Raw genomic sequence first — 22486 nt, 5'->3', positions numbered from 1 at the left:
TACCGAGCAACGCGCGAGAATAGCGCAATCGGCCCCGACATGAAAAATGGCCGGGAGCTGGGGACGGATTCGCCCCGGAGCCCTCCCGGCAGCGGCCGTCTTATTGAAACGCCGTTTCCATGAACGTGCGCAGCTTGCGCGAATGCAGCCGCTCCGGCGGCATGTCGCGCAGCCGCTCCAGCGCCCGGATGCCGATTTCCAGATGCTGGTTGACCTGACGCCGGTAAAAGGCGCTGGCCATGCCGGGCAGTTTCAATTCGCCGTGCAGCGGCTTGTCCGACACGCACAGCAAGGTGCCGTAAGGCACCCGGAAGCGGAATCCGTTGGCCGCGATCGTGGCCGATTCCATGTCCAGCGCAATCGCGCGCGACTGGGCAAAGCGTTCCACCAGATCGACGTGGTCGCGCAACTCCCAGTTGCGGTTGTCGATTGTCGCCACGGTGCCCGTGCGCATGATGCGCTTCAGGTCCCAACCGGACAGCCCGGCCACTTCTTCGACCGCCTGCTCCAGCGCCACCTGCACTTCCGCCAACGCCGGCACGGGCACCCAGGTGGGCAGATCGTCATCCAGCACGTGGTCTTCACGGACATAGCCGTGCGCCAGGACGTAGTCGCCCAGGCGCTGGGAATCTCGCAGGCCGGCGCAATGGCCAAGCATCAGCCACGCGTGCGGACGCAGCACGGCGATGTGGTCGGTGATCGTCTTGGCGTTCGACGGCCCGACGCCGATGTTGACCAACGTGATGCCGGAGTGATCGCCGCGCACCAGGTGGTAAGCCGGCATCTGCGGCAAGCGCACGGCCTGGGCCTCGTCGCCCGGACCGCTTTCGCCACGGCGCGTAATGCGGTTGCCGGGCTCGACCAGCATTTCGTAGTCTTCGTTGCCGCTGGACATCAGGGCGCGGGCCCGGGCGCAGAACTCGTCGACATAGAACTGGTAGTTGGTGAACAGCACGAAATTCTGGAAGTGCGTGGGCGCCGTCGAGGTGTAGTGCTGCAGCCGGTGCAGCGAATAATCCACGCGCTGCGCGGTAAACGGCGCCAGCGGCTTGGGTTCGCCTTCCTTGCCGCGCCACGATCCGTTCACGATGGCGTCGTCGGTGACGGCCAGATCCGGCACGTCGAACAGGTCGCGCAGCGGGCGCTTGAGCGCCTCGAGGTGCTCGCCTTCCACGTAGGCGCCCTCGGGAAACGCGAAATGCAGCGGAATCGGGGAATCCGACTCGCCCACTTCGACCGCCACCCGATGGTTCTGCAACAACTGGCCGATCTGCTCGATCAGGTAATCGCGAAACAGGACCGGCTGTGTGATGGTGGTCTGGTAGTAACCCGGTTCGGCCACGTGGCCATAGGAAAGCCGGGTGTCGATGGGATCGTAGGTTTCGACGACGATGCGGATGGCCGGGTAGTAGGCGCGGAATCGCGCGCTGCCATTGCCCGTGCCCTTCAAGACCTCGCGAAACGCGGTACGCAGGAACGCCGTATTGCGCGCATAAATTTCCGCCAGCCGGTCTACGGCGGACAACGCGTCCTGGAAGGGTTCAAACGGCAGGGCCTCAGGCCGGTTCATGGACGACAAAGGGTGTACTGCGTTCATCATTGAGCTTTACTCCGCCTTCTTATCTGTCTTTTTTGGCATCGGCTTTGCGCAACGGCAATACCGACGGCCGATGCGGTCGATTATGCCCGAGGCGTTGGGCAATGAAATGTCATCAGGGCCGCCGTCGTGGCTATCGCACACAACGGCCCGCGCATACGCGATTTCTGATGAGCCTGTTACGTGGCGCGGTGGGCGCACAGTAACAACAGGCCGACGATTATGCTGCATTGCACTACAAATGTAATGAAACATTATTACACTATAATCTTGAGGCGTTTCTTGCTTTCTGCCTGGAAACCGCTCCCCTTTCCGCCGGCTTGCCTCATAGGCAAAGCCATGCCGCCCACTCCGATTTCTGAAGTGACGTAATGACGCCGCCCACGCGAAAGTTTCGCTTTACCCAATTCCGCACGCCCGCATTTCTGTCAGCGCCCCTGCTGGCCCTGACGCTCTCCTGGATTCCTGGCGCCGCCCAAGCCTCGCTGGCCGCCGAACAAGCCCGCCCCACCCTCAGCGGCTTAAGCCTCGCGCAAGAGCCCACCGTCCTGACGCTGCGCGAGCGCGTCGTGCAGGCCGGCCTGGAGGCCATCGGCACGCCCTACAGCTGGGGCGGCGATGACGCCGACGGCTTCGATTGCAGCGGGCTCGTCCTGTATGTCTACCGCGAAATCGCGGGCCTGGAGCTGCCGCGCACCGCGCGCGCCCAGCGCAGCGAAGGCAAGACCGTGTCCGCCAAGAAGGAACTGCGCCCCGGTGATCTGGTGTTCTTCGCCACCCGTGGACGCGGCGTCACCTCGCACGTCGGCATCTATATTGGCCAGAACAAGTTCGTTCATGCCCCCCGCCGCGGCACCAAGGTGCGCGTCGACGACATGAAGACGGCCTACTGGTCCAAACGTTACCTGGGCGCCCGCGCCTATCTGGATACCCCGCCCAAGCAACTGCTTGCTCAGGCCTCGCGCTAAGCGCAAGGCCGGCGGACGGCGCCCACTGGGCGCCTGGGGATGAACGCAAAAACGCCGGCACGCTCGTGCCGGCGATTTCGTTCCTTAAATGACGCTCAGCCCCGGCCCACGAACGGCATGTTGGTGGCCATGAGCGTCATGAACTGCACGTTGGCGTCCAGCGGCAGACGGGCCATTGCGGCCACGGCCTGCGCCACGTGCGCAACGTCCATGCGCGGTTCGACCTTGGTGCTGCCATCGGCCTGCAGGATGCCGGCAGCCATGCGCTCGGTCATTTCCGTGGCGGCGTTGCCGATATCGATCTGGCCGCATGCAATGTTGTACGCCCGGCAATCCAGGGAGATCGACTTGGTCAGCCCGGTCACCGCGTGCTTGGTGGCGGTATAGGCAATGGAAAACGGCCGCGGCGCGTGCGAGGAAATCGAGCCGTTGTTGATGATGCGGCCGCCTCGCGGGTTCTGCGCTTTCATGATGCGGATCGCAGCCTGCGCGCACAGGAACATGCCCGTCAGGTTGGTGTCGACGACTTCGCGCCACACGGCCACCGGCAATTCCTCGATCGGCACGGCCGGCGCGCCGCGCCCGGCGTTGTTGAACAGCACGTCCAGGCGGCCGTATTCGCGCTGGGCGGTATCGAAGAGATCGCGGACTGCCTGCTCGTCGGATACGTCCGTGGGCACGACGAGTGCCCGCAGACCGTCTTCCCCGGCGGCCGTCCGGGTGGCTTCCAGGGGCTCACGCCGGCGGCCCGCCAGCACGACCCGGTAACCCTGCGCCAGGAATTCCAGCGCGACTGCGCGGCCAATGCCGGTGCCGGCGCCCGTGACCAGGGCGACGCGGGGCGGATCGATCTCGTTCGTGTTCATCGGATTCTCCGTCTTATGAATGCGCGAAATCCTACCCGAATCGTCTTACGGATGCTGCAAGCGAAGGTTCCAGGCGCGACACACTTTCTACATTCCCGCTAAAGGGATGACCAGCCCGTCGTGCCCCGCACACGGCGGGCCGGCCGCCTGGGTTCAACGTCGGCCCGGCACGGATTCACGCGTTGCCGGACCGCGCGGCCAACCGCGCGATTTGCTATTCTTCGAGTCTCAGCATCACAGCCGGTCACATTCATTCATGCACGCCACTCCCGGAAACGTCTTCATGGTCGTCGCGCCCAGCGGCGCCGGCAAGTCCAGCCTCGTGAAGGCCCTGCTTGCCCAGGACTCCTCCATCCTGCTTTCCATTTCCTGCACGACGCGCGCGCCCCGCCCCGGCGAAGAAGACGGCCGCGAGTACCGGTTCGTGTCGATCGACGATTTCAAGCGCATGCGCGAAGCGCAGAACCTGCTGGAATGGGCCGAAGTCCACGGCAATTTCTATGGCACGCCCCGCGACCGCATCGACGAGGCGACCAGCCAGGGACGCGACGTGCTGCTGGAAATCGACTGGCAAGGCGCGCGCCAGGTGAAGCAGCGTTTTCCGCGCGCGATCGGCATTTTCGTGCTGCCCCCGTCCATCGACGAGCTCGAAAGCCGCCTCAAGGCGCGCGGCCAGGACGAGCCCCAAGTCATCGCTCGCCGGTTGATGGCCGCAGGCGGCGAAATCGCCCATGCGCCTGAATGCGAATATGTTATTATTAATCAAGAATTTAGCGTAGCCCTGTCGGAGCTGACCCAAATCGTCAGCGCCGCACGGCTGCGTTTTTCATCTCAGGCCGCCCGTCATGCAGAGTTGTTCGCTCAACTTGGCATCCCGGCCGAACACTGAGCCGAACGCATTCTCCCCATCATCCATCAGCACCAGGTGTCCTAATGGCTCGCATCACTGTCGAAGACTGTCTGAATCAAATCCCCAATCGTTTCAAGCTCACGCTGGCCGCGACGTACCGCGCCCGTGAATTGGCGCAAGGCCACGCCCCGCGCCTGGACAGCAAGGACAAGCCCACGGTCACGGCCCTGCGCGAAATCGCTGGCGGACTCACCGGCGTGGAAATGCTGCGTAAAGTTCCCACCTGATACGCTCCGGGGGGCTGCAAGCATGGCTTTTCCCGGGCTGAAGTACGCTTCATCTGGTCTGCTTGCCGCACTACGTGCCGGCTCCCGTCTCGGGCGCCGCACGGGCAAGAAAGACAAGAACTCCCCCACGCCACCGTCCGTCGCCGCACAAGAAGCGGCGGACGCGACCGGATCCCCGGTCGCCTCGCTGGCGCCGCTGACCGAAATCATCGGCAGCTATCTCGACAAGAATGATGTAGAGCGCGTGCGCGAAGCCTATCGCTTTGCGGACCAGGCGCATCTGGGCCAGTTCCGCGCCAGCGGCTCGCCCTACATCTCTCATCCCATCGCCGTCACCGAAATCTGCGCGGGCTGGAAGCTCGATGTCAACGCGCTGTCTGCCGCCCTGCTGCACGACGTGATGGAAGACCAGGGCATCGCCAAGCACGAGCTGGCCGAGAAATTCGGTCCGGAAGTCGCCGAGCTGGTCGATGGCCTGTCCAAGCTGGACCGCCTGGACTTCGCCACCAAGGCCGAACAACAGGCAGAGAGCTTCCGCAAGATGCTGCTGGCGATGGCGCGCGACGTGCGCGTCATCCTCATCAAGCTGGCCGACCGGCTGCACAACATGCGCACGCTGGACGCGGTCAATCCCGAAAAGCGCCGCCGCATCGCCCGCGAAACCTTGGACATCTATGCGCCGATCGCGCATCGGCTCGGCCTGAACCTGCTGTTCCGCGAACTGCAGGACCTGTGCTTTGCCGCGATGCACCCGAACCGCTACCAGGTGCTGTACAAGGCCGTCCTGGCTGCGCGCGGCAACCGCCGCGAGGTCATCACCAAGATCGCCGACTCCGTAAGGGCCGCCCTGCCCGCCGCCGGCATCGAGGCCGAAGTCAGCGGCCGCGAAAAGACGCTGTTCGGCATCTACCGCAAGATGGTCGACCAGAAAAAGTCCTTCTCGGACGTGCTGGACATCTACGGTTTCCGCATCGTGGTCCACACGCTGCCCGAGTGCTATCTGGCGCTGGGAACGCTGCATCAGCTGTTCCGCCCGGTGCCCGGCAAGTTCAAGGACTACATCGCCATCCCCAAGGTGAACGGCTATCAGTCCCTGCACACGACGCTGGTCGGCCCCTACGGCACGCCGGTCGAGTTCCAGTTCCGAACGCGCGACATGCACCACGTCGCCGAGGAAGGCGTCGCCTCGCACTGGCTGTACAAGGGCGCGGACCTGACGCTCAACGATCTGCAGAAGCGCACGCACCAGTGGCTGCAATCGCTGCTGGACATCCAGAGCCAGACCGGCGATTCAGGCGAATTCCTCGAGCACGTCAAGGTCGACCTGTTCCCGGACGCCGTGTACGTTTTTACGCCGCGCGGCAAGATCATTTCGCTGCCCCGCGGCGCCACGCCCGTCGACTTCGCCTACGCGATTCACACCGACATCGGCAATCAGGCCGTCGCGGCCAAGGTCAATGGCGAGTTCGTGCCGCTGCGCACCGAACTGAGCAGCGGCGACACCGTGGAAATCGTCACGTCGCCGGCCTCGCGCCCCAATGCGCAATGGCTGAACTATGTGCGCACCGGCCGGGCGCGTTCTGAAATCCGCCACTACCTGCGTACCGTCAAGTACGAAGAGTCGGTGGCTTTCGGCGAACGATTGCTGGCCCAGGCAATGCAGGAATTGCACATGCCTTTGCCCGCCACCGACGACCCGGGCTGGCAAAAGCTGGCGCGCAGCACCGGCGCCAGTTCGCGCGAGGAAATTTTGGCCGACATCGGACTGGGCAAGCGGCTTGCCGCGGTGGTTGCCCGCCGATTTGCGCCGGAGCACCAACTGGTCGCCACCACGGCCGCCGCGGTCGACGAACTGACCTCGGCGCGCAGCGCCCCCATCCTGATCCAGGGCAACGAAGGCCAGGCGGTGCAGCTGGCGCCTTGCTGCGGTCCGCTGCCCGGCGATCCCATCGTGGCCGGAATGCGCATGGGTCACGGCCTGGTGGTGCACACGGCCGATTGCCCCGTCGCGTTGCGCCAGCGCCTGCGCGAGCCCGAGCGGTGGATCAACGTGGGCTGGGACGCGCAGACCGCCAAGCATCTGGCGACGCGTCTGGACATCGTCACGCGCAATGAACGCGGCGTGTTGGGACGGCTGGCAGCGGAAGTTACCGCCGCCGACGCCAATATCATGCATGTCACGATGCACGACGACGCCGTGTCCACCGTGTCGCTGCACCTGACCATCCAGGTCGACAGCCGCAAGCATCTGGCCCAGGTCATCCGCGCCATCCGGCACGTGCCGCAGGTGCAGAAGATCGTCCGCGTGAAGGGCTGAGGCCCTCCTTACCGCGCCAACCTAAAAAGGCGTCCGGCCCCAAGCCGGACGCCTTTTTTACGTCACGTCAGGTCACGTGCTGCAGAAAGTCCTTCAAGCGCTGGCTGGGCGGATTGCTGAGCAGCTCCTCCGGCGGACCATCATGAGCGATCTTGCCGGCATCGATGAAGATCAGCCGGCTGCCGACCTTGCGCGCGAATTCCATCTCGTGCGTCACGACCACCATCGTCATCCCTTCCTCCGCCAGGTCGCGCATGACCTTCAGCACTTCGTGACGCAGCTCGGGATCCAGCGCAGACGTGGGCTCGTCGAACAGCATCAGCTTGGGCATGATCGCCAGCGCGCGGGCAATTGCCACACGCTGCTGCTGCCCCCCGGACAGTTCCGAAGGGTAGTGATTCATGCGTTCGGCCAGCCCCACCTTTGCCAGCAACCCCTGAGCAAGCTGACGGGCCTCGTCGCGGCTCTGACCCCGGGTGTGGACGGGTCCGAACATGACGTTTTCCAGTGCCGTCATCTGCGGGAACAGATTGAACTGCTGGAACACCATGCCCGCCTCGCGCCGGATCTCGCGTACGGTGGCCGGGTCGCCTTTCACGCTGAGGCCATCGACCAGCAGGTCGCCGTCGTTGATCGTCTCCAGCACGTTGATGCAACGCAGGAAAGTGGACTTGCCCGAGCCTGACGGCCCGACCACCACCACGACCTCGCCAGCATCGATGTTGAGCGAGATGCCGTTCAGCACCGTCGAGTCGCCAAAGCGTTTGGTGACGTTATGAAATTCAACCATGCTCATATGATGCGCATCCTCTTTTCGACCAGATGCAGGGTCAACGCCATCAGCCCCGTGAGGATCAGATAGATGATCGCCACGGCGGACCAGATTTCGACCGCCCGGAAATTGCTGGCCATGATTTCCTGCCCTTGACGGGTCAGTTCCGCCACGCCGATCACGATGAACAGCGACGAATCCTTAAGGCTGATGATGCACTGGTTGCCCAGCGGCGGAATCATGCGCCGGAACGCAACGGGACCAATGATGTGCAGCAGGATCTTGTGAAACGGCAGGCCCATCGCCTGCCCTGCTTCCTTCAGGCCCTTATGGACCGACAGCAGCGCCCCCCGCACGATCTCCGAGATGTACGCCCCCGAATTGATGATGAGGGTGGCGATCGCCGCGAATTCGGCGTCGACCCGGATGTCTGCCAGCAGCGGCAGCGCAAAGTAGATGAACATGACCTGCACCACGATCGGCGTGCCGCGGATGACCGCGACATAGACCTGCGCGATGCCCGACAAGATCGCGTTCCCGTAGGCCCGCGTCACGCCCGACAGCGCCCCGAGCAGAAAGCCGCCCGCCAGGCCCCAGAACGTGATCTTGATGGTCATGAGCGTACCCGTCAGCAGATTGGGTAACGCTTCCTCGATGACAGCCCAGTCAAACTCCACGATCTTCCCCCTATGGCGCGCAGCGGCGCGCCCGCATCATGGCGGACGCGCCTCGCGGTCGGGAGCGGTGGCGCTTGCCACCACCGAATCCGGCAACGCGCCGGACCCGGTCCTTCACCGCGGCTTACACGGCGCGTCCGTGAAAAGTGCCGCTTGCCGAGCCGGTCAGGGCTTCTTGCCGAACCACTTGGTGTAGATCGCGTCGTACTCGCCGCTGGCCTTCAGGTTGGCGAGCGCCTTGTTGACCTCGGGGACCAGTTCGCTGCCCTTCGGGAAGGCAATGCCGTAGAAGTCGCCGCTCTTGACCGAGCCGACCACCTTCACGCGGCCCTTGCCGGCCGTATTGGCGTAATACTGGACGTTCGGCGTGTCGTGGACGGCGGCATCGACCCGGCCGGTGGCCAGTTCAAGGTACGCGTTGTCGATGTTGGGGAACAGCTTGAGCTTGGCGTCCGGCACCTGGGCCTTCAGGAAGTCCACGGTCGCGGTGCCCGTCTTGACGGCGACGGTCTTGCCGGCCAGGGACTTGGCGTCCTTGATGTCGGTGTTCTTTTCGCCCACCAGGATGGCCAGGCCGCTTTCGTAGTAGGGATCCGAGAAGTCGATGACCTTCTTGCGGTCGTCGCGGATCGTGATGCCCGCCAGCGCGGCGTCGATGTTCTTGGTCTGCAGGCCGGGAATGATGCCGGCGAAGTCCATCGGTTGCAGCTTGTACTTGAGGTTGAGTTCCTTCGCGATGGCCGCCCACAGATCGACGTCGAAGCCGACGTACGTGTTGCCCTGCTTGAATTCGAACGGCACGAAAGCGGTATCGGTGGCCACCACCAATTCCCTGCCCTGGGCCTGAGCGGCCGACGCGGCGCCGAACAGGGTCAGGGACAGGCCCACCATAGCGGCGGCGACTTTACGTTTGATCATGAAACTCTCCTCTTGGGGAGCGGCAGGCACCCCGGGCTTGTTGTAAGGGCATGATTCCTGGGCCGCGCCGGGTTCGCCGGCGCAACTTATCGACGATCTTAACGCATCGGATGGAGCCCGGCGGAACGGCAGACCCCGTACAATCCGCGAGACATCCGGAGGTTTTCGATGGCCTGCAAATACGTACGCATCGCTGGAAACCGCCGCCAGGTCGGCGTGGCGCTGGGCAAGCTGGCCCGTCCCATCATGGGGTCCTATCTGGAACAGAGCGGCACCTGGGAAGCCCTGCGGCCCTGGCGCGGTCATCCTTTCGTCGACGAGCTGGCGCAGCAGACGCAGGCCGCCCTGCCCGAGATCTGGGAAGAACTCGAAGGTTTGGCCGAAGGCCTGCGCATGCCGCTCAAGGACGTGCTGCTATGGCATTGCCGCGGCGATCTGCTGCACAGCACCACGGATGGCTGCACGTCGGCCGCCTTGCGCACCGCCGACGGCACGCGCTGGATCGGCCACAACGAGGACGGCGACCCCTATCTGTATGGCCGCTGCCATCTGGTGGACGTGGCGCTGGACGACGCGCCGGGTTATCTCAGCTTCTACTACCCGGGCTCCCTGCCCGGCCACACCTTCGCCGCCAATCGCGTGGGCCTGGTGCAGACCATCAACAACCTGCGTACACGGCAACGCCATGCGGGCGTGCCCCGCATGTTCGCAGCGCGCGCGGTCCTGGACTGCACGACGCTGGACGAGGCGGTGGCGCTGCTGCACGACCTGCCCCACGCCGGCGGTTTTCATCACACGCTGGGCGCGGCGTCGGACCCGCGCCTGCTCAGCGCCGAGGTCACGCCGGGTTCGGTGTCCATTCAGGAGATCGGCCGGCGCTACGGCCACGCCAACCACATGGTGCACGCGGCCACCCGCGGCCAGGCGCAGATCGTCACCGATTCGTCGCGGGCGCGGCAGAACCGGATCGAAGGCCTGGTGGATGGATGGCTGCCGGAATCGGGCAGCGCCGACATGCTGGCTGCCCTGCTCGATACTGAGGGCAAGCTGCCGATCCTGCGGACCGCCAAGGACGATCCCGATGACGAGAACACCTTGGCGACGGCGATGTTCGAAATAACCGATGAGGCGGTCGTCCTGCGCGTCTACGACCGTAAGGCACGCGCCGATATCGCGCTGGACGTGATGTCCGATCCCGAGTGATCGGGACTGGACATCCTGGCGTGCATCACTGCGCGCCGTAACCGCCGCCTCCGGGCGTTTCCACCACGAAGACATCGCCCGGACGCAGTTGCGCGCTGTCCTGCGGACCGAGTTCCTCGATGGTGCCGTCCACGCGTTCAACCGTGTTGCGGCCCATGGCGCCCGGCTCGCCGCCCGCCAGACCGAACGGCGCGTACCGCCGGTTGTTCGACAGGATGGCCGCGGTCATGTCTTCCAGGAAACGGATGCGGCGTATGCCGCCGTCGCCGCCGGGATACCGGCCCTTGCCGCCCGAGCCCTTGCGAATCTCGTAGGACTCCAGACGGACCGGGAAGCGGAACTCCAGCACTTCCGGATCGGTCAGGCGCGAGTTGGTCATGTGCGCCTGAACGACCGACGTACCCGCAAACCCTTCGTCGTGGGGACCCGCCGCGTCGATGCGCACCGGACCCGCACCCGTGCCGCCCGAGATGGTCTCGTAGTACTGATGGCGCGCGTTGCCGAACGTGAAGTTGTTCATGGTGCCCTGGCTGGCGGCCAGCACGCCCAGCGCGCCATACAGCGCGTTGACGATGCACATGGACGTTTCCACGTTGCCCGCGACCACCGAAGCCGGCGGGTTCGGACGCAGCATCGAGCCTTCCGGCACGATGATGGACAGCGGCACCAGGCAGCCGTCGTTCAGCGGGATGTCGTCGTTGACCATCGTGCGGAACACATACAGCACGGCGGCCACGGCGATCGCGCCCGGCGCGTTGAAGTTGTTGTCCAGCTGCGCCGAGGTGCCCGTAAAGTCGACCACCGCGCTGCGCGCTTCGGTGTCCACCCGTACGGCCACGCGAATCACCGCGCCGTTGTCCAGCGGGTATTCGTAGCTGCCGTCCTTCAGCACCGAGATCACGCGACGCACGGCCTCTTCGGCGTTGTCCTGCACGTGGCCCATGTAGGCGCGCACGACATCCAGGCCGAAGTGATCGCACATGCGCAAGAGTTCCTGCACGCCCTTTTCGTTGGCGGCGATCTGCGCGTGCATGTCGGCGATGTTCTGATCCGGGTTGCGCGCCGGCCAGCGGCCCGATCCCAGGATCCCGCGCGCGGCCGCTTCGCGGAACTCGCCGTCCTTGACGAGCTGGAAGTTCGTGAACAGCACGCCTTCGTCTTCGACCGTCTTGGAATCCGGCGGCATCGAGCCGGGCGTGGTGCCGCCGATGTCGGCGTGGTGGCCACGCGATCCCACGTAGAACAGGATCTCGCGCCCCGCCTTGTCGAATACCGGCGTGATGACCGTGACGTCAGGCAAGTGCGTGCCGCCGTGATACGGATCGTTCACGACGTACGCGTCGCCGGGCATCATCTTGCCGGCATTGGCGTTCATGACCGTGCGCACGGACTCGCCCATGGAACCCAGGTGCACCGGCATGTGCGGCGCGTTGGCGATCAGGCGGGCCTGCGCGTCGAAGATGGCGCAAGAGAAGTCCAGGCGTTCCTTGATGTTGACCGAGTACGCCGTGTTCTGCAGGCGGTAGCCCATCTGCTCGGCGATCGACATGAAGAGGTTGTTGAAGACCTCGAGCATGACGGGATCCGCCTGCGTGCCGACCTTGCGCTGCTCGCGGCGCGCTTCCACGCGGCGGATCACGAAGTGATCCTGCGCCGTCAGTTCGGCCTGCCAGCCGGGCTCGACGACCGTGGTCTGGTTGGGCTCGGAAATGATCGCGGGGCCTGCAACCACATCGCCGCCGGCCATGTCTTCACGCACGTAAAGCGGCGTGTCGCGCCAAGCGCCGGCGCTGTACATGCTGACCACGCGGCGGGCTGTCAGCGCGCCTTCGCGGGTGCGCGACGTGGACGCTTCGCCAACGCGCTCACCGCCGCCCGTCGCCTCGACCGAGATGGTCTCGACCACGAGTTCGCGGTTGGGCATCAGGAACGAATAGCGCTGGCGGTAGGCGGCTTCGAAGTCGCGGCGCGCCTGATCCAGGTCCGAGTACGCCACTTCCAGCGCGGTGTCGGTGCCCCGGTACTTCAAGTGCAGACGGCGCTGCACGGTGATGTCCGCTTCGGCGACGTGCTGGCGGCGCAGTTCGCCGACCGCCTGGCCCGCCAGAACATCCAGTTCGTCCTTCAACTCGCCCATCAGGCTCGCGTCCAGCACCTTCTCGACCGTCTTCTGGCGCATGTCGGTCTGATCCGCCAGCCCCATGCCATAGGCCGACAGCACGCCGCCCAGCGGGTGCGCGAACACTGTCGTCATGCCCAGCGCGTCGGCCACCAGGCAGGCGTGCTGTCCGCCCGCGCCGCCGAACACGGTCAGCGCGTACTCGGTCACGTCATGGCCGCGCTGCACCGAGATGCGCTTGATGGCTTCGGCCATGTTGCCCACGGCGATCTCGAGAAAGCCTTCGGCAAGCTGCTCGGGCGACATCTCGCGGCCCGTGGCGGCGCGCACTTCATCAGCCATGGCCGAAAAGCGTTCGACCACGGCGTCGCGGTCCAGGGCCTCGTTGGCATCGGGTCCGAACACCTTCGGGAAGAAATCGGGCTGGATCTTGCCCAGGAGGACGTTGCAGTCCGTCACCGCCAGCGGACCGCCGCGGCGATAGCACGCCGGCCCCGGATTGGCGCCCGCGGAATCGGGGCCGACGCGCAGCCGCGCGCCGTCGAAATGCAGGATCGAGCCGCCACCGGCTGCGACCGTATGGATGCTCATCATCGGCGCGCGCATACGCACGCCGGCCACCTGGGTTTCGAATTCGCGTTCGAACTCGCCCGCGTAGTGCGACACGTCGGTGGACGTGCCGCCCATGTCAAAGCCGATCACCTTCGGAAAACCGGCGATTTCACTGGTGCGCACCATGCCGACGATGCCGCCGGCCGGGCCCGAGAGAATTGCGTCCTTGCCGCGGAAGCGATGCGCGTCGGTCAGGCCGCCACTGGACTGCATGAACATGAGCCGGATACCCGGCAGTTCGCCGGCCACCTGATCGACGTAGCGCTTCAGGATGGGCGACAGGTAGGCGTCCACCACGGTCGTGTCGCCGCGCGAGACGAACTTGATCAGCGGGCTGACCTCGTGCGACACAGACACCTGGGTAAAGCCGATCTCGTTGGCGATGCGCGCGGCCTGCTGTTCGTGGCCGGTGGCGTGCCAGGCGTGCATGAAGACGATGGCGACCGCGCGGATGCCGTCGTCGTACGCTCCCTGCATGTCGCGGCGCAGCGCGGCTTCGTCCAGCGGCTGGATGACCTCTCCGTCCGCTGCGACGCGCTCGTCCGCCTCGACCACGGATTCGTACAGCATCTCGGGCAGCAGCACATTGCGGTCGAAAAGCCGCGGGCGGTTCTGGTAGGCGATGCGCAGCGCATCGCGGAAGCCGCGCGTCGTGACGAGCAAGGTGCGTTCGCCCTTGCGCTCGAGCAGCGCGTTGGTGGCCACCGTGGTGCCCATCTTCACGCACTCGACCTGGTCGGCGGGCACCGGCTGGCCGGGTGCGATGCCCAGCAGCTTGCGGATGCCGGCCACTGCGGCGTCGCGGTACTGCTCGGGGTTTTCCGACAGCATCTTTGCGGTGGTGGTCGTGCCATCGGGACGGCGCGCCACGATGTCGGTGAAGGTGCCCCCACGGTCAATCCAGAATTGCCACTTCATAGGTGTCCTTGAAAACAAGAGACCGCCGGAGCGCGTTCGGCCACGGTCGGGTTGCTGACAGATCGGGGCGTTGCCCCGCATGTTGGGTTCAGAGAGATGTCGCGGCGCGGGCCGCCTGGTCGTACAGGCCGGACAGCGCGCGCAGCGTGTGCGCCAGTTGCCGGCTGAACTCCAGACCGCCGCCGCCCGGCCCATCCAGGCCGGCGGTCAGGCATTGCTCGCGGATTTCGCCGTAGCGCTTGAGAATCGCCGCGCCCTCGGGCGTGACGCTGTAGAAGACTTCTTTGCTGCTGCGTTCGCCGCGTACCACGCCCAGCCGGTCCAATTTCTTTAGCGCATAGCTGACGATGTGGGTGTCTTCGACGTTGAGCGTGAAGCAGATGTCCGCCAACTTCTTGGGCCGCTCGCGGTGGTAGACGTGGTGAAACACCATCACGTCAGTGGGCGTGAGATCGGGCAGGCCTGCGGCCGCCATGCACCGCACGGTCCAGCGGTCGAATGCGTGGCTGGCGATCATGAGGCCGAACTCCACCTCGGATAGATCGGGCGCGCTGCCGCCGGCAAGATGCGCCGACGAGGCAATCAAAGTGGGGGTCATAGGAGCGGACGGCGAGGTTTAACTGAGCGAAATACTAATAATTTATCTACATTTCATCAATAAAAAATACTCGATCGCCGGAAAAAATCCCTCGTTTTGAGGGAATACCCCTACCGCACGGGCGGCGCCGCGGCCCCTTACGGTGCGGTCCAGCCCATGGGCAGATTGGCCCGGATCAGCCAGCCCGCGATGGAAATGCGGGCCGCGATGTCGGGCATCTCGTCGCCCGGGCCGAACCAGCGGGCGTCGGCGATCTCGTCTTCCTGGATGCGGATGTCGCCTGACACGTAGTCCGCGGTGAACGCGACCATGAGCGAATGCGGGAACGGCCACGGCTGACTGCCGAAGTACTGCAGATTGCCGACCTTGAGGCCGACTTCTTCGAAGACCTCCCGATGGACCGTCTGCTCGATGCTTTCGCCGGGTTCCACAAAGCCGGCCAGCGCCGTGTAGCGCGCCGCTGGCCCATTGGCATGGCGCGCCAGCAGGATGCTGTCGCCCTTGCGGATAAGGACCATCATGGCCGGCGAGATGCGCGGATACGCGGACAGGCCGCAGGCCGGGCAGCGCAGGCAGAATTCGTGCGCCACACGTTCGGCGGGCGTGCCGCAGGCGCCGCAGAACCGGTGGGTGCGCGCCCATTCGGCGATCTGATAGGCTCGGCCGGCCAGCGCCATGCCTTCGTCGTCGAATACGCCGAAGAGCGAACGCAGCTTCTTGAAGGCGTAGCCTTCGGGCGCTTCGAGGCCAGGGTCGACGCAGACCGTGCGATACGGCGACCCGGTTTCCATCCAGACCGGCTGCAGAGCCGCAGCCGCCAAGCCAATGCGTTCACACAACGCCGCATCCGGCAACACGCTGGACGATGCTTCGACCAGCAACTCATCACGGCGAAAAACGAAATTCACGCGACCCTCTTCACCACATCTGCGATTCCGCAATCTTAGAAGAAAAAAATGCGCGCCGGATGGCTTGCCATCGGCGCGCAACGCAAACTTCGCGGGGTCATTGAACCTTCAACCAATGAACAACAAGTCCCCCTAGGAATTACCCGTAATAAGGCGATTTCCCGCGCTTTGTTACCGCACAGCAACATAGAATGGCACGGCATTCAGGCGGCGCGACGCGGCGCCGCGCTTTCTTTTTTTCGCAATGCCTATCGGGTCAGACCCGTCTTCATCATTCGCAAAGAAGGACCACCATGTACAAGAAAATCTCGCTGTTGACCGGCAGCATCGTCCTGGCATTCAGCGCGGGCGCACAGGCCCAGACCAAGTGGGATCTGCCCAGCGCCTACCCGGCCAGCAACTTCCACGTCGAGAACCTGACGACCTTCATCAAGGACGTCGATTCGCTGTCGCAAGGTAAGCTCAAGATCACGCTGCACAACAATGCCTCGCTGTACAAGGCGCCCGAAATCAAGCGCGCGGTGCAAGGCAACCAGGCGCAGATCGGCGAGATCCTGCTGACCAACTTCGCCAACGAAGACCCGATCTACGAACTGGACGGCCTGCCCTTCCTGGCCACCGGCTACGACGCCTCGTTCAAGCTGTATCAGGCCCAAAAGCCGTTCCTGGAAAAGAAGCTGGCCTCGCAAGGCATGACGCTGCTGTATGCGGTGGCATGGCCGCCCCAGGGCATCTTCGCCAACAAGGACATCAAGCAGATCAACGACATGAAGGGCCTGAAGTGGCGCGCTTACAGCCCCGTCACGGCCAAGATCGCCGAACTGGTCGGCGCGCAGCCCGTGACCGTGCAGCAGGCCGAACTGGCCCAGGCGCTCGCCACCGGCGTGATTGACTCGTACATGTCGTCGGCGTCCACCGGCTACGACACCAAGACGTACGAGTACATCAAGAAGTTCTACGACACCCAGGCCTGGCTGCCCAAGAACGCCATCATCGTGAACAAGAAGGCATTCGACGCGCTGGATCCCACCACGCAAGAAGCGCTGAAGAAAGCCGGCGCGCAGGCCGAGGAACGCGGCTGGAAGCTGTCGCAGGAAAAGAACAAGTGGTACCAGGCCGAGCTCGCCAAGAACGGCATGGAAACCATCCAGCCCACCGTCGAGCTCAAGGAAGGCCTGAGCGTGATCGGCAAGCGCATGCTTGAAGACTGGCTCAAGAAGGCCGGTGCGGACGGCCAGGCCATGATCGACGCTTACAAGAAGCAGTGATTTCGCCATGCGCCGTTTTCTAGATAGCCTGTACGGCGCGGCCGGCCTGCTGGCCGGCCTGTGCACGATAGGTGTGCTCGTCTCGGTGCTGGCGGCGATCATCGCCCGCCAGCTTAGCTTCAACATACCCGGCACGGACGCCTATGCCGGGTATTTCATGGCCGCTGCGGGCTTCCTTGCGCTGGCCAGCACCTTCAAGCACGGTGAACACATCCGTGTGACGCTGCTGCTCAATTCGCTGAATCCCGCTGGCAGCCGCCGTCTGGACATTTTCGCGCTGGCCGTCGGCTGCCTGCTGGCCGCCGCCTTCGCCTTCTTCAGCATCAAACTGACCTACGACTCCTGGCTGTTCAACGACGTGTCCACGTCGAACGACGCCACGCCGCTCTGGATCCCGCAGACGACCATGGCCGTCGGCACCGTCCTGTTCTTCGTCGCCCTCGTCGATGAGCTGGTCCGCCGTTCGCGCGGCGTCGCCGCCGCCACCTCGCAGCAAACCCATGAATGAACTTCTCGTCATTACCTTATTGGTCGTTTCGATCTTCGTCCTGCTCGGCTGCGGCGTCTGGGTCGGCCTGACGCTGGCGGGCACCGCGTGGATCGGCATGGAGATCTTCTCCAGCCGTCCGGCCGGCGACGCCATGGCCGTCACGATCTGGGGCGCCTCGTCCAGCTGGACGCTGACCGCCCTGCCGCTGTTTCTGTGGATGGGCGAGATCCTGTTCCGCACGCGGCTGTCCGAAGACCTGTTCAAGGGGCTGGCGCCCTGGCTGAACCGGCTGCCGGGGCGCCTCTTGCACACGAACGTGATCGGCTGCGCAATCTTTGCGGCTGTGTCAGGGTCGTCCGCGGCCACCTGCGCCACGGTCGGCAAGATGACCATCCCCGAGCTGACGCGCCGCGGCTACCCCGAGGAAAAGATCCTCGGCACGCTGTCCGGCGCGGGCACGCTGGGCCTGCTCATCCCGCCCTCGATCATCATGATCGTGTACGGGGTGGCGGCGGATGTGTCGATCGCCAAGCTGTTCATCGCAGGCATCCTTCCGGGCATTCTGCTCGCCTTGCTGTTCAGCGGCTACATCGCCTGGTGGGCCATCCGCAATCCCGGCCAGGTGCCGGCGGCGGATCCCGGCCTGACCTTCATGCAGAAGCTGTCACGCTCGCGTCACCTGATTCCAGTGCTGCTCCTGATCGGCGCGGTGTTGGGATCGATTTACACCGGCATCGCCACCGCCACGGAAGCGGCGGCGGTGGGCGTGGTGGGCGCGCTGATCCTGTCGGCGCTGCAGGGATCGCTGAACGGCTCGACGTTCATGCAGTCGCTGCTGGGCGCCACCCGGCTGTACTGCATGATTGCCCTGATCCTGGCGGGTGCGCAGTTCCTCACGCTGGCGATGGGCTATATCGGCCTGCCGCGCGCGCTGGCGGAATGGATCGGCGGATTGGGCCTGTCGCAGTTCGGCCTGATCATGGCGCTGATGGTGTTCTTCATCATCCTGGGCTGCTTCCTGGACGGCATCTCGATCGTGGTGCTGACCATGGGCGTGCTGTTGCCGACGGTGCAGGCCGCGGGCATCGACCTGATCTGGTTCGGCATCTTCATCGTGTTCGTGGTGGAAATGGCACAGATCACGCCGCCGGTGGGGTTCAACCTGTTTGTGCTGTCCGGCATGAGCGGACGTGAACTGCCCTACATCGCGCGCGCATCGCTGCCGATGTTCTTCCTGATGATCGCGGCCGTGCTGCTGCTCTATGCGGTGCCTGGCATCGCCACCTGGCTGCCGCTGCACATGACGCTGTAACGTCGCGCTGACGCCACAAAAACCCCGTTCCCGCGAACGGGGTTTTTTCTTTTCAGTTCGCACGTCAACGGGGCGGCGCGGGTTTATCGGCCTGTAAACCCGGGAAAACGCCGAATATTTTCGATATTCGCCATCCCCCAACTTACTTAGAATCCCCAGTCGCTCGTGTCCGGCAACGGCACGGCGCATTTCTGCAAGCTGGCCTCTGCTCCGGACCCGCGCCAACCCTGGCGTCGGTGCAGCGGCCAGGCATCCGGCCAACCGCCGGGCGCAGCAAGCCAAGCCACAAGCGCGGCGCAACCACAAATCAGCTACACCTGGAGGAGTCCAACATGAAGCGCATCACCTTATCGCTGGCTGCGGCCGGCCTTGGCCTGGCCGCCGGCGCGGCAAGCGCCGAAACCAGCGTCACCCTGTACGGCATCGCCGACGTCAGCATCCGCTACCTGAGCACCAGCTCGGGCGCCGTGGGCGAAGACGGCAGCCGCATCTCCATGGAAAACGGCGCCATCTCCAACAGCCGCTGGGGCCTGCGCGGCTCCGAAGACCTGGGCAACGGCAACCGCGCCTTCTTCCGCCTGGAAAATGGCATCAATCTGCAGAACGGCCGGGGATCGGACACGTCCAAGGCCTTCAGCCGCCTGGCTTATGTCGGCCTGGACGGCGGCAGCATCGGCACGCTGACGCTCGGCCTGCAGAACACCCCCATGTTCGACCTGCTGGCCGACTACTTCGACCCGCTGACCGTCGGCAACTACGAACAGAACGCCTGGCTGCCCGCCGCCATGTCGCGCGTGCGCACCAACAACATGACCAAATACGCCAACACGTTCGGCAATCTGGCCGTGGTGGCATCCTGGGCAAACGGCGACGACTGGGAAGACCGCAAGGCCGGCCAGCAGTACGGCGCCAGCCTGCGCTACACGATCGGCCAGCTTGGCCTGGGCGCCGCGTGGCAGCAAACCTATGCCGCCACCGATTCCGACGAGCGCCAGCGCGCCTGGAACCTGAACGCGTCCTATCAGTTCGAGTCGGCCAAGGTCTTCGCGGGTTACTTCAACGGCCGCGATGAAACGGGCTGGGTCAACGGCGTCATGGGCGGCACCACTACCGCCAGCCTGGACCGCAAGGACAACGGCTACTTCGCCGGCGTGACCTGGCAGGCCACCCCGCGCTGGGCCATCACGGGCGCCGCCTACTACGACCGCAGCGAGAACGTCGTCGTCGAAGGCGACAAGGGCAAGCGCTATGCGCTGGTCGCCGTGGCCGAATACTCGCTGTCCAAGCGCTCGCAACTGTACGGCACCGTCGACTGGAACAAGGTCAGCGATGCCGCCAGCGGCGAAATCGCGGGCAAGAGCAACCAGTTCGGCGCGGCCGTGGGCTACCGCCACATTTTCTAACCCCGTTCCCCCCAAGCGCGGGCCCCCTCACGGGCCGGCGCTTGACCCCGCCGCCCCGCGTCCCCAACCGGGGCGGCGCCCCTCCCCGCATCCCCCGGCAGTCTCTCCCCCCCGGCGGCATTCGCAGCCGCGCCACACGTTTTCCCTCCCCCTTGATCGCCGCCGGAACCACGGCGACAATCCTCGCGTCCCTTCGCCGATTCGCGCCAACCCCCAACACGCACCGGGCCCATCGCATGCGCTTTCTCGAAGCCCGCTCACTTGCGTCGCCGCTATGCCCGTGGTGGGCCGCCCGCGCCGTCCTGGCGGCGTGCTTCACCGCGCTGTTGGCCGCCTGCTCCTCACCCGTGCAGTTGATGCCCACGCCGGTCAAGTTCACGACCGGCCAGGTGGAGCCGTTTGCGCACAAGACCGCGCTCGACGGCACGTCGATTCCCCTGCTCTACGCCACCAACCGCGCCGTCTTCCTGGAATCGCGCCAACCGTTCTATTCCATTTTTCCCAGTGACACGCTGCGCATGGGCGTTGCCGAAGTGCAGATTGGCGACGGGACGCTGGACTGGGATCAATTGCGCCAGCTTTCGGCCTCGGGCAGCCAGCGCGGCCGGCCGGTGCTCAGCCTGGAGCGCATGGAGGAGCTTGTCGCCCTCACCCCGCAAAGCGATGCGGAGACGTCCCCAGAGGCCCAGGCCTACTTCGCGCTAATCAACGACGCCCTGGCGGTCAGCCGGCACCGCGACCTGATCGTGTACGTGCACGGCTTCAACAATGCCGTATGGCGCGGCACCGCGCAGGCCGCGCAGTTTCATCACTTTACGGGCCGGCAGGCGGTCGTCCTGGCCTTTCTGTGGCCGTCCGCCGGCAGTCTGCTGTCCTACGCCACGGATGTCCGCACCGCGCGGGCATCGGTGCCCGCCTTCGCGCGCCTGCTGGAACTGCTCGCGCGCAACACGAATGCCGAGCACATCAACGTGCTGGCGTTCAGCGCGGGCGCGCGCATCGCCAGTGAAGGGCTTGCCACCCTGGCGCAGCCCCGCGAAGGCGAAAGCCGCGAGGCATTGCGCGCGCGGCTGCGCCTGGGCCAGATCTATTTTGCGGCGCCCGACGAGGACACCTACCGGTTCGTGACGGACCTGCGGCAGTACATCGACCTGACCGAACGCGTGAGCCTGGGCGCCAATCTGGGTGATCGCGCCTTGCGTTTCGCGGCGCGCCACCAGCGGGCGTCACGGGCCGGCCGGCCCGATGCGGACGATCTGACCGAGGAGCAGGTGGATTTTGTCAATGCCGCCTCGCAGCGGCTGAACTTCGACATGATCTGGGTCGATCCGCGCGCCATCCCCGATCTGAATCGCCGCGCCCACAGCTTCTGGTTCGGCAACGCGTGGGTCAGCAGCGACGTGCTGATGCAGTTCCTGTGGCACAAGGCGCCGGCCGAGCGCGGACTGCAGGAAGGCTTTACGCAGCAAGGCATGCGCTTCTGGACCTTTCCGCCCGACTACGACCAGCGCGTGAAGGCGCTGATGCAACAGCGCTGACGCCCCGCCGACAAACCACCCTCGGGCCGCGCCCGGATCAGAACACCGCCATGCGGCTGTTGATGAGGTCGGTGACCAGCATGTGGCCGGGCGCATGCGTAATGCAGAATTCCGGCCGCACCGCCGCCACCACCGATTGCGGCGTCACGCCGCACGCCCAGAACACCGGCATTTCGCCAGGGCGGATCTCCACGGGATCGCCGTAATCGGGGGCATCGATATCCGCGATGCCGATGAGCGACGGATCGCCAATGTGAACGGGCGCGCCATGCACCGACGGGAACCGCGACGTCACCTGGATCGCCCGGATCGCGTCGGCGGCCTTCAGGGGCCGCATCGACACCACCAGCGGACCGCCGAACACGCCAGCCGGCTGCGTTGCGATGTTGGTGCGGTACATGGGCACATTGCTGCCCTGCTCGATGTGACGCACGGGCAGGCCGTTGTCCAGCATCGCCTCCTCGAAAGAGAACGAGCAGCCGATCAGGAAGGACACCAGATCGTCGCGCCACAGGTCGCGCACGTCCGTCGGCTCCGCCACGAGTTCGCCGTCCTTCCAGACGCGGTAACGCGGGATGTCGGTGCGGATGTCGATGTCCGCGCCCAGCTCCGGCAACGCCGGGTCACCTGGCTCGGACATGGCCAGCAACGGGCACGGTTTGGGATTGCGCTGGCAGAAGTGCAGAAAATCCGCCGCCAGCGCGCGCGGCAAAATCGCCAGGTTGGCCTGAACGTGCCCAGGCGCCAGATTCGCCGTGGGACCCGTCAGGCGGCCGCTGCGGGCATCCAGCCGCGCCTGGCGGGCAAGCGCGAGGCTGGTTCTAACGTTATCGGCTTCTGGCATGGGTTCTCTCGTGGCAGGTAA

Annotated in this window: 19 protein-coding genes; 10 read left to right on the top strand and 9 right to left on the bottom strand. The window is 65.1% G+C overall.

Features of this window, described 5'->3' with window-relative positions; all coding sequences use genetic code 11:
* Nucleotides 1–100: 100 nt before the first annotated feature.
* On the bottom strand, nucleotides 101–1600 hold the full coding sequence (locus AB3147_RS13105; protein ID WP_370633028.1) for an AMP nucleosidase: 1500 nt from the start codon (nucleotides 1598–1600) through the stop codon (nucleotides 101–103).
* Between the two features lie 368 nt (nucleotides 1601–1968).
* Here AB3147_RS13105 and AB3147_RS13100 point away from each other — a divergent pair, with 368 nt between their 5' ends.
* Nucleotides 1969–2565: a C40 family peptidase gene (locus tag AB3147_RS13100; RefSeq protein ID WP_175121673.1), complete on the top strand. Its 597-nt coding sequence runs from the start codon at nucleotides 1969–1971 to the stop codon at nucleotides 2563–2565.
* Nucleotides 2566–2660: 95 nt separating this feature from the next.
* Here AB3147_RS13100 and AB3147_RS13095 read toward each other — a convergent pair whose 3' ends face one another.
* On the bottom strand, nucleotides 2661–3431 hold the full coding sequence (locus tag AB3147_RS13095) for an SDR family oxidoreductase (RefSeq protein WP_175121674.1): 771 nt from the start codon (nucleotides 3429–3431) through the stop codon (nucleotides 2661–2663).
* A gap of 256 nt (nucleotides 3432–3687) precedes the next feature.
* Between AB3147_RS13095 and gmk the strand changes: the two genes are divergently transcribed.
* From gmk to AB3147_RS13080, 3 genes are read left to right on the top strand one after another with little or no spacing between them, the layout of a single operon-like run.
* Nucleotides 3688–4320 carry a guanylate kinase gene (gene gmk, locus AB3147_RS13090; RefSeq protein WP_175121675.1) on the top strand — a complete coding sequence of 211 codons (633 nt, stop codon included), beginning with the start codon at nucleotides 3688–3690 and terminating at the stop codon, nucleotides 4318–4320.
* A gap of 44 nt (nucleotides 4321–4364) precedes the next feature.
* On the top strand, nucleotides 4365–4568 hold the full coding sequence (gene rpoZ / locus AB3147_RS13085; protein ID WP_006219679.1) for a DNA-directed RNA polymerase subunit omega: 204 nt from the start codon (nucleotides 4365–4367) through the stop codon (nucleotides 4566–4568).
* Nucleotides 4569–4590: 22 nt separating this feature from the next.
* Complete coding sequence (locus tag AB3147_RS13080; RefSeq protein ID WP_175121676.1) at nucleotides 4591–6885, top strand: RelA/SpoT family protein; 2295 nt, start codon at nucleotides 4591–4593, stop codon at nucleotides 6883–6885.
* Between the two features lie 67 nt (nucleotides 6886–6952).
* On the opposite strand, the gene glnQ is transcribed toward AB3147_RS13080, so the two are convergent.
* From glnQ to glnH, 3 genes are all read right to left on the bottom strand, one after another.
* Nucleotides 6953–7681: a glutamine ABC transporter ATP-binding protein GlnQ gene (glnQ, locus tag AB3147_RS13075; protein WP_175121677.1), complete on the bottom strand. Its 729-nt coding sequence runs from the start codon at nucleotides 7679–7681 to the stop codon at nucleotides 6953–6955.
* Nucleotides 7678–8334, bottom strand: coding sequence for a glutamine ABC transporter permease GlnP (gene glnP / locus AB3147_RS13070; protein ID WP_175121678.1), 657 nt, complete (start codon nucleotides 8332–8334; stop codon nucleotides 7678–7680). Before glnP ends, glnQ begins: the two co-directional genes overlap by 4 nt.
* A 165-nt stretch (nucleotides 8335–8499) precedes the next feature.
* Nucleotides 8500–9252, bottom strand: coding sequence for a glutamine ABC transporter substrate-binding protein GlnH (gene glnH, locus AB3147_RS13065; RefSeq protein WP_175121679.1), 753 nt, complete (start codon nucleotides 9250–9252; stop codon nucleotides 8500–8502).
* A gap of 168 nt (nucleotides 9253–9420) precedes the next feature.
* Here glnH and AB3147_RS13060 point away from each other — a divergent pair, with 168 nt between their 5' ends.
* Nucleotides 9421–10455, top strand: coding sequence for a C45 family autoproteolytic acyltransferase/hydolase (locus AB3147_RS13060; protein ID WP_367352106.1), 1035 nt, complete (start codon nucleotides 9421–9423; stop codon nucleotides 10453–10455).
* A 25-nt stretch (nucleotides 10456–10480) separates the two neighbouring features.
* Here the strand turns inward: AB3147_RS13060 and AB3147_RS13055 are convergent, their stop codons facing one another.
* The 3 genes from AB3147_RS13055 to nudC all read right to left on the bottom strand — a co-directional run bounded on the left by AB3147_RS13055 (nucleotide 10481) and on the right by nudC (nucleotide 15610).
* Complete coding sequence (locus tag AB3147_RS13055) at nucleotides 10481–14104, bottom strand: hydantoinase B/oxoprolinase family protein (protein WP_367352105.1); 3624 nt, start codon at nucleotides 14102–14104, stop codon at nucleotides 10481–10483.
* 88 nt (nucleotides 14105–14192) lie between these two features.
* Nucleotides 14193–14702: a winged helix DNA-binding protein gene (locus AB3147_RS13050; protein ID WP_191578669.1), complete on the bottom strand. Its 510-nt coding sequence runs from the start codon at nucleotides 14700–14702 to the stop codon at nucleotides 14193–14195.
* Nucleotides 14703–14839: 137 nt separating this feature from the next.
* Nucleotides 14840–15610 carry an NAD(+) diphosphatase gene (gene nudC, locus AB3147_RS13045; protein WP_175121683.1) on the bottom strand — a complete coding sequence of 257 codons (771 nt, stop codon included), beginning with the start codon at nucleotides 15608–15610 and terminating at the stop codon, nucleotides 14840–14842.
* A gap of 293 nt (nucleotides 15611–15903) precedes the next feature.
* On the opposite strand from nudC, the gene AB3147_RS13040 reads away from it, so the two are divergent.
* The 5 genes from AB3147_RS13040 to AB3147_RS13020 all read left to right on the top strand — a co-directional run bounded on the left by AB3147_RS13040 (nucleotide 15904) and on the right by AB3147_RS13020 (nucleotide 21621).
* Nucleotides 15904–16878, top strand: a complete 975-nt coding sequence (locus tag AB3147_RS13040) for a TRAP transporter substrate-binding protein (protein WP_367352104.1) — start codon at nucleotides 15904–15906, stop codon at nucleotides 16876–16878.
* A gap of 7 nt (nucleotides 16879–16885) precedes the next feature.
* A complete protein-coding gene (locus tag AB3147_RS13035; protein WP_175121685.1) occupies nucleotides 16886–17386 on the top strand; it encodes a TRAP transporter small permease in 501 nt (166 codons plus the stop codon).
* Complete coding sequence (locus AB3147_RS13030) at nucleotides 17379–18680, top strand: TRAP transporter large permease (protein WP_367352103.1); 1302 nt, start codon at nucleotides 17379–17381, stop codon at nucleotides 18678–18680. Before AB3147_RS13035 ends, AB3147_RS13030 begins: the two co-directional genes overlap by 8 nt.
* A gap of 332 nt (nucleotides 18681–19012) precedes the next feature.
* Entirely contained in the window at nucleotides 19013–20083 is a 1071-nt protein-coding gene (locus AB3147_RS13025) for a porin (protein ID WP_218343708.1), read from the top strand.
* Nucleotides 20084–20319: 236 nt separating this feature from the next.
* On the top strand, nucleotides 20320–21621 hold the full coding sequence (locus AB3147_RS13020; RefSeq protein ID WP_367352102.1) for an alpha/beta hydrolase: 1302 nt from the start codon (nucleotides 20320–20322) through the stop codon (nucleotides 21619–21621).
* A 37-nt stretch (nucleotides 21622–21658) separates the two neighbouring features.
* On the opposite strand, the gene AB3147_RS13015 is transcribed toward AB3147_RS13020, so the two are convergent.
* On the bottom strand, nucleotides 21659–22465 hold the full coding sequence (locus AB3147_RS13015) for a putative hydro-lyase (protein ID WP_175121689.1): 807 nt from the start codon (nucleotides 22463–22465) through the stop codon (nucleotides 21659–21661).
* Nucleotides 22466–22486: the final 21 nt, after the last annotated feature.

The organism is Achromobacter animicus (assembly GCF_040775605.1).
GTDB lineage: Bacteria > Pseudomonadota > Gammaproteobacteria > Burkholderiales > Burkholderiaceae_B > Achromobacter > Achromobacter animicus.
The sequence above is the reverse complement of the archived record's forward strand: the minus strand, read 5'-3'. Positions and strand labels throughout refer to the sequence as shown.

Excerpts from the sequence above, each read along its gene's own strand:
- rpoZ (WP_006219679.1), top strand. The coding sequence starts at position 4,365 with ATGGCTCGCATCACTGTCGAAGACTGTCTGAATCAAATCCCCAATCGT.
- glnQ (WP_175121677.1), bottom strand. The coding sequence starts at position 7,681 with ATGAGCATGGTTGAATTTCATAACGTCACCAAACGCTTTGGCGACTCG.
- AB3147_RS13040 (WP_367352104.1), top strand. The coding sequence starts at position 15,904 with ATGTACAAGAAAATCTCGCTGTTGACCGGCAGCATCGTCCTGGCATTC.
- AB3147_RS13055 (WP_367352105.1), bottom strand. The coding sequence starts at position 14,104 with ATGAAGTGGCAATTCTGGATTGACCGTGGGGGCACCTTCACCGACATC.
- AB3147_RS13020 (WP_367352102.1), top strand. The coding sequence starts at position 20,320 with ATGCGCTTTCTCGAAGCCCGCTCACTTGCGTCGCCGCTATGCCCGTGG.
- AB3147_RS13100 (WP_175121673.1), top strand. The coding sequence starts at position 1,969 with ATGACGCCGCCCACGCGAAAGTTTCGCTTTACCCAATTCCGCACGCCC.
- AB3147_RS13015 (WP_175121689.1), bottom strand. The coding sequence starts at position 22,465 with ATGCCAGAAGCCGATAACGTTAGAACCAGCCTCGCGCTTGCCCGCCAG.
- gmk (WP_175121675.1), top strand. The coding sequence starts at position 3,688 with ATGCACGCCACTCCCGGAAACGTCTTCATGGTCGTCGCGCCCAGCGGC.
- AB3147_RS13080 (WP_175121676.1), top strand. The coding sequence starts at position 4,591 with ATGGCTTTTCCCGGGCTGAAGTACGCTTCATCTGGTCTGCTTGCCGCA.
- AB3147_RS13035 (WP_175121685.1), top strand. The coding sequence starts at position 16,886 with ATGCGCCGTTTTCTAGATAGCCTGTACGGCGCGGCCGGCCTGCTGGCC.
- AB3147_RS13050 (WP_191578669.1), bottom strand. The coding sequence starts at position 14,702 with ATGACCCCCACTTTGATTGCCTCGTCGGCGCATCTTGCCGGCGGCAGC.
- glnH (WP_175121679.1), bottom strand. The coding sequence starts at position 9,252 with ATGATCAAACGTAAAGTCGCCGCCGCTATGGTGGGCCTGTCCCTGACC.
- AB3147_RS13060 (WP_367352106.1), top strand. The coding sequence starts at position 9,421 with ATGGCCTGCAAATACGTACGCATCGCTGGAAACCGCCGCCAGGTCGGC.
- AB3147_RS13030 (WP_367352103.1), top strand. The coding sequence starts at position 17,379 with ATGAATGAACTTCTCGTCATTACCTTATTGGTCGTTTCGATCTTCGTC.
- AB3147_RS13105 (WP_370633028.1), bottom strand. The coding sequence starts at position 1,600 with ATGATGAACGCAGTACACCCTTTGTCGTCCATGAACCGGCCTGAGGCC.
- AB3147_RS13025 (WP_218343708.1), top strand. The coding sequence starts at position 19,013 with ATGAAGCGCATCACCTTATCGCTGGCTGCGGCCGGCCTTGGCCTGGCC.
- AB3147_RS13095 (WP_175121674.1), bottom strand. The coding sequence starts at position 3,431 with ATGAACACGAACGAGATCGATCCGCCCCGCGTCGCCCTGGTCACGGGC.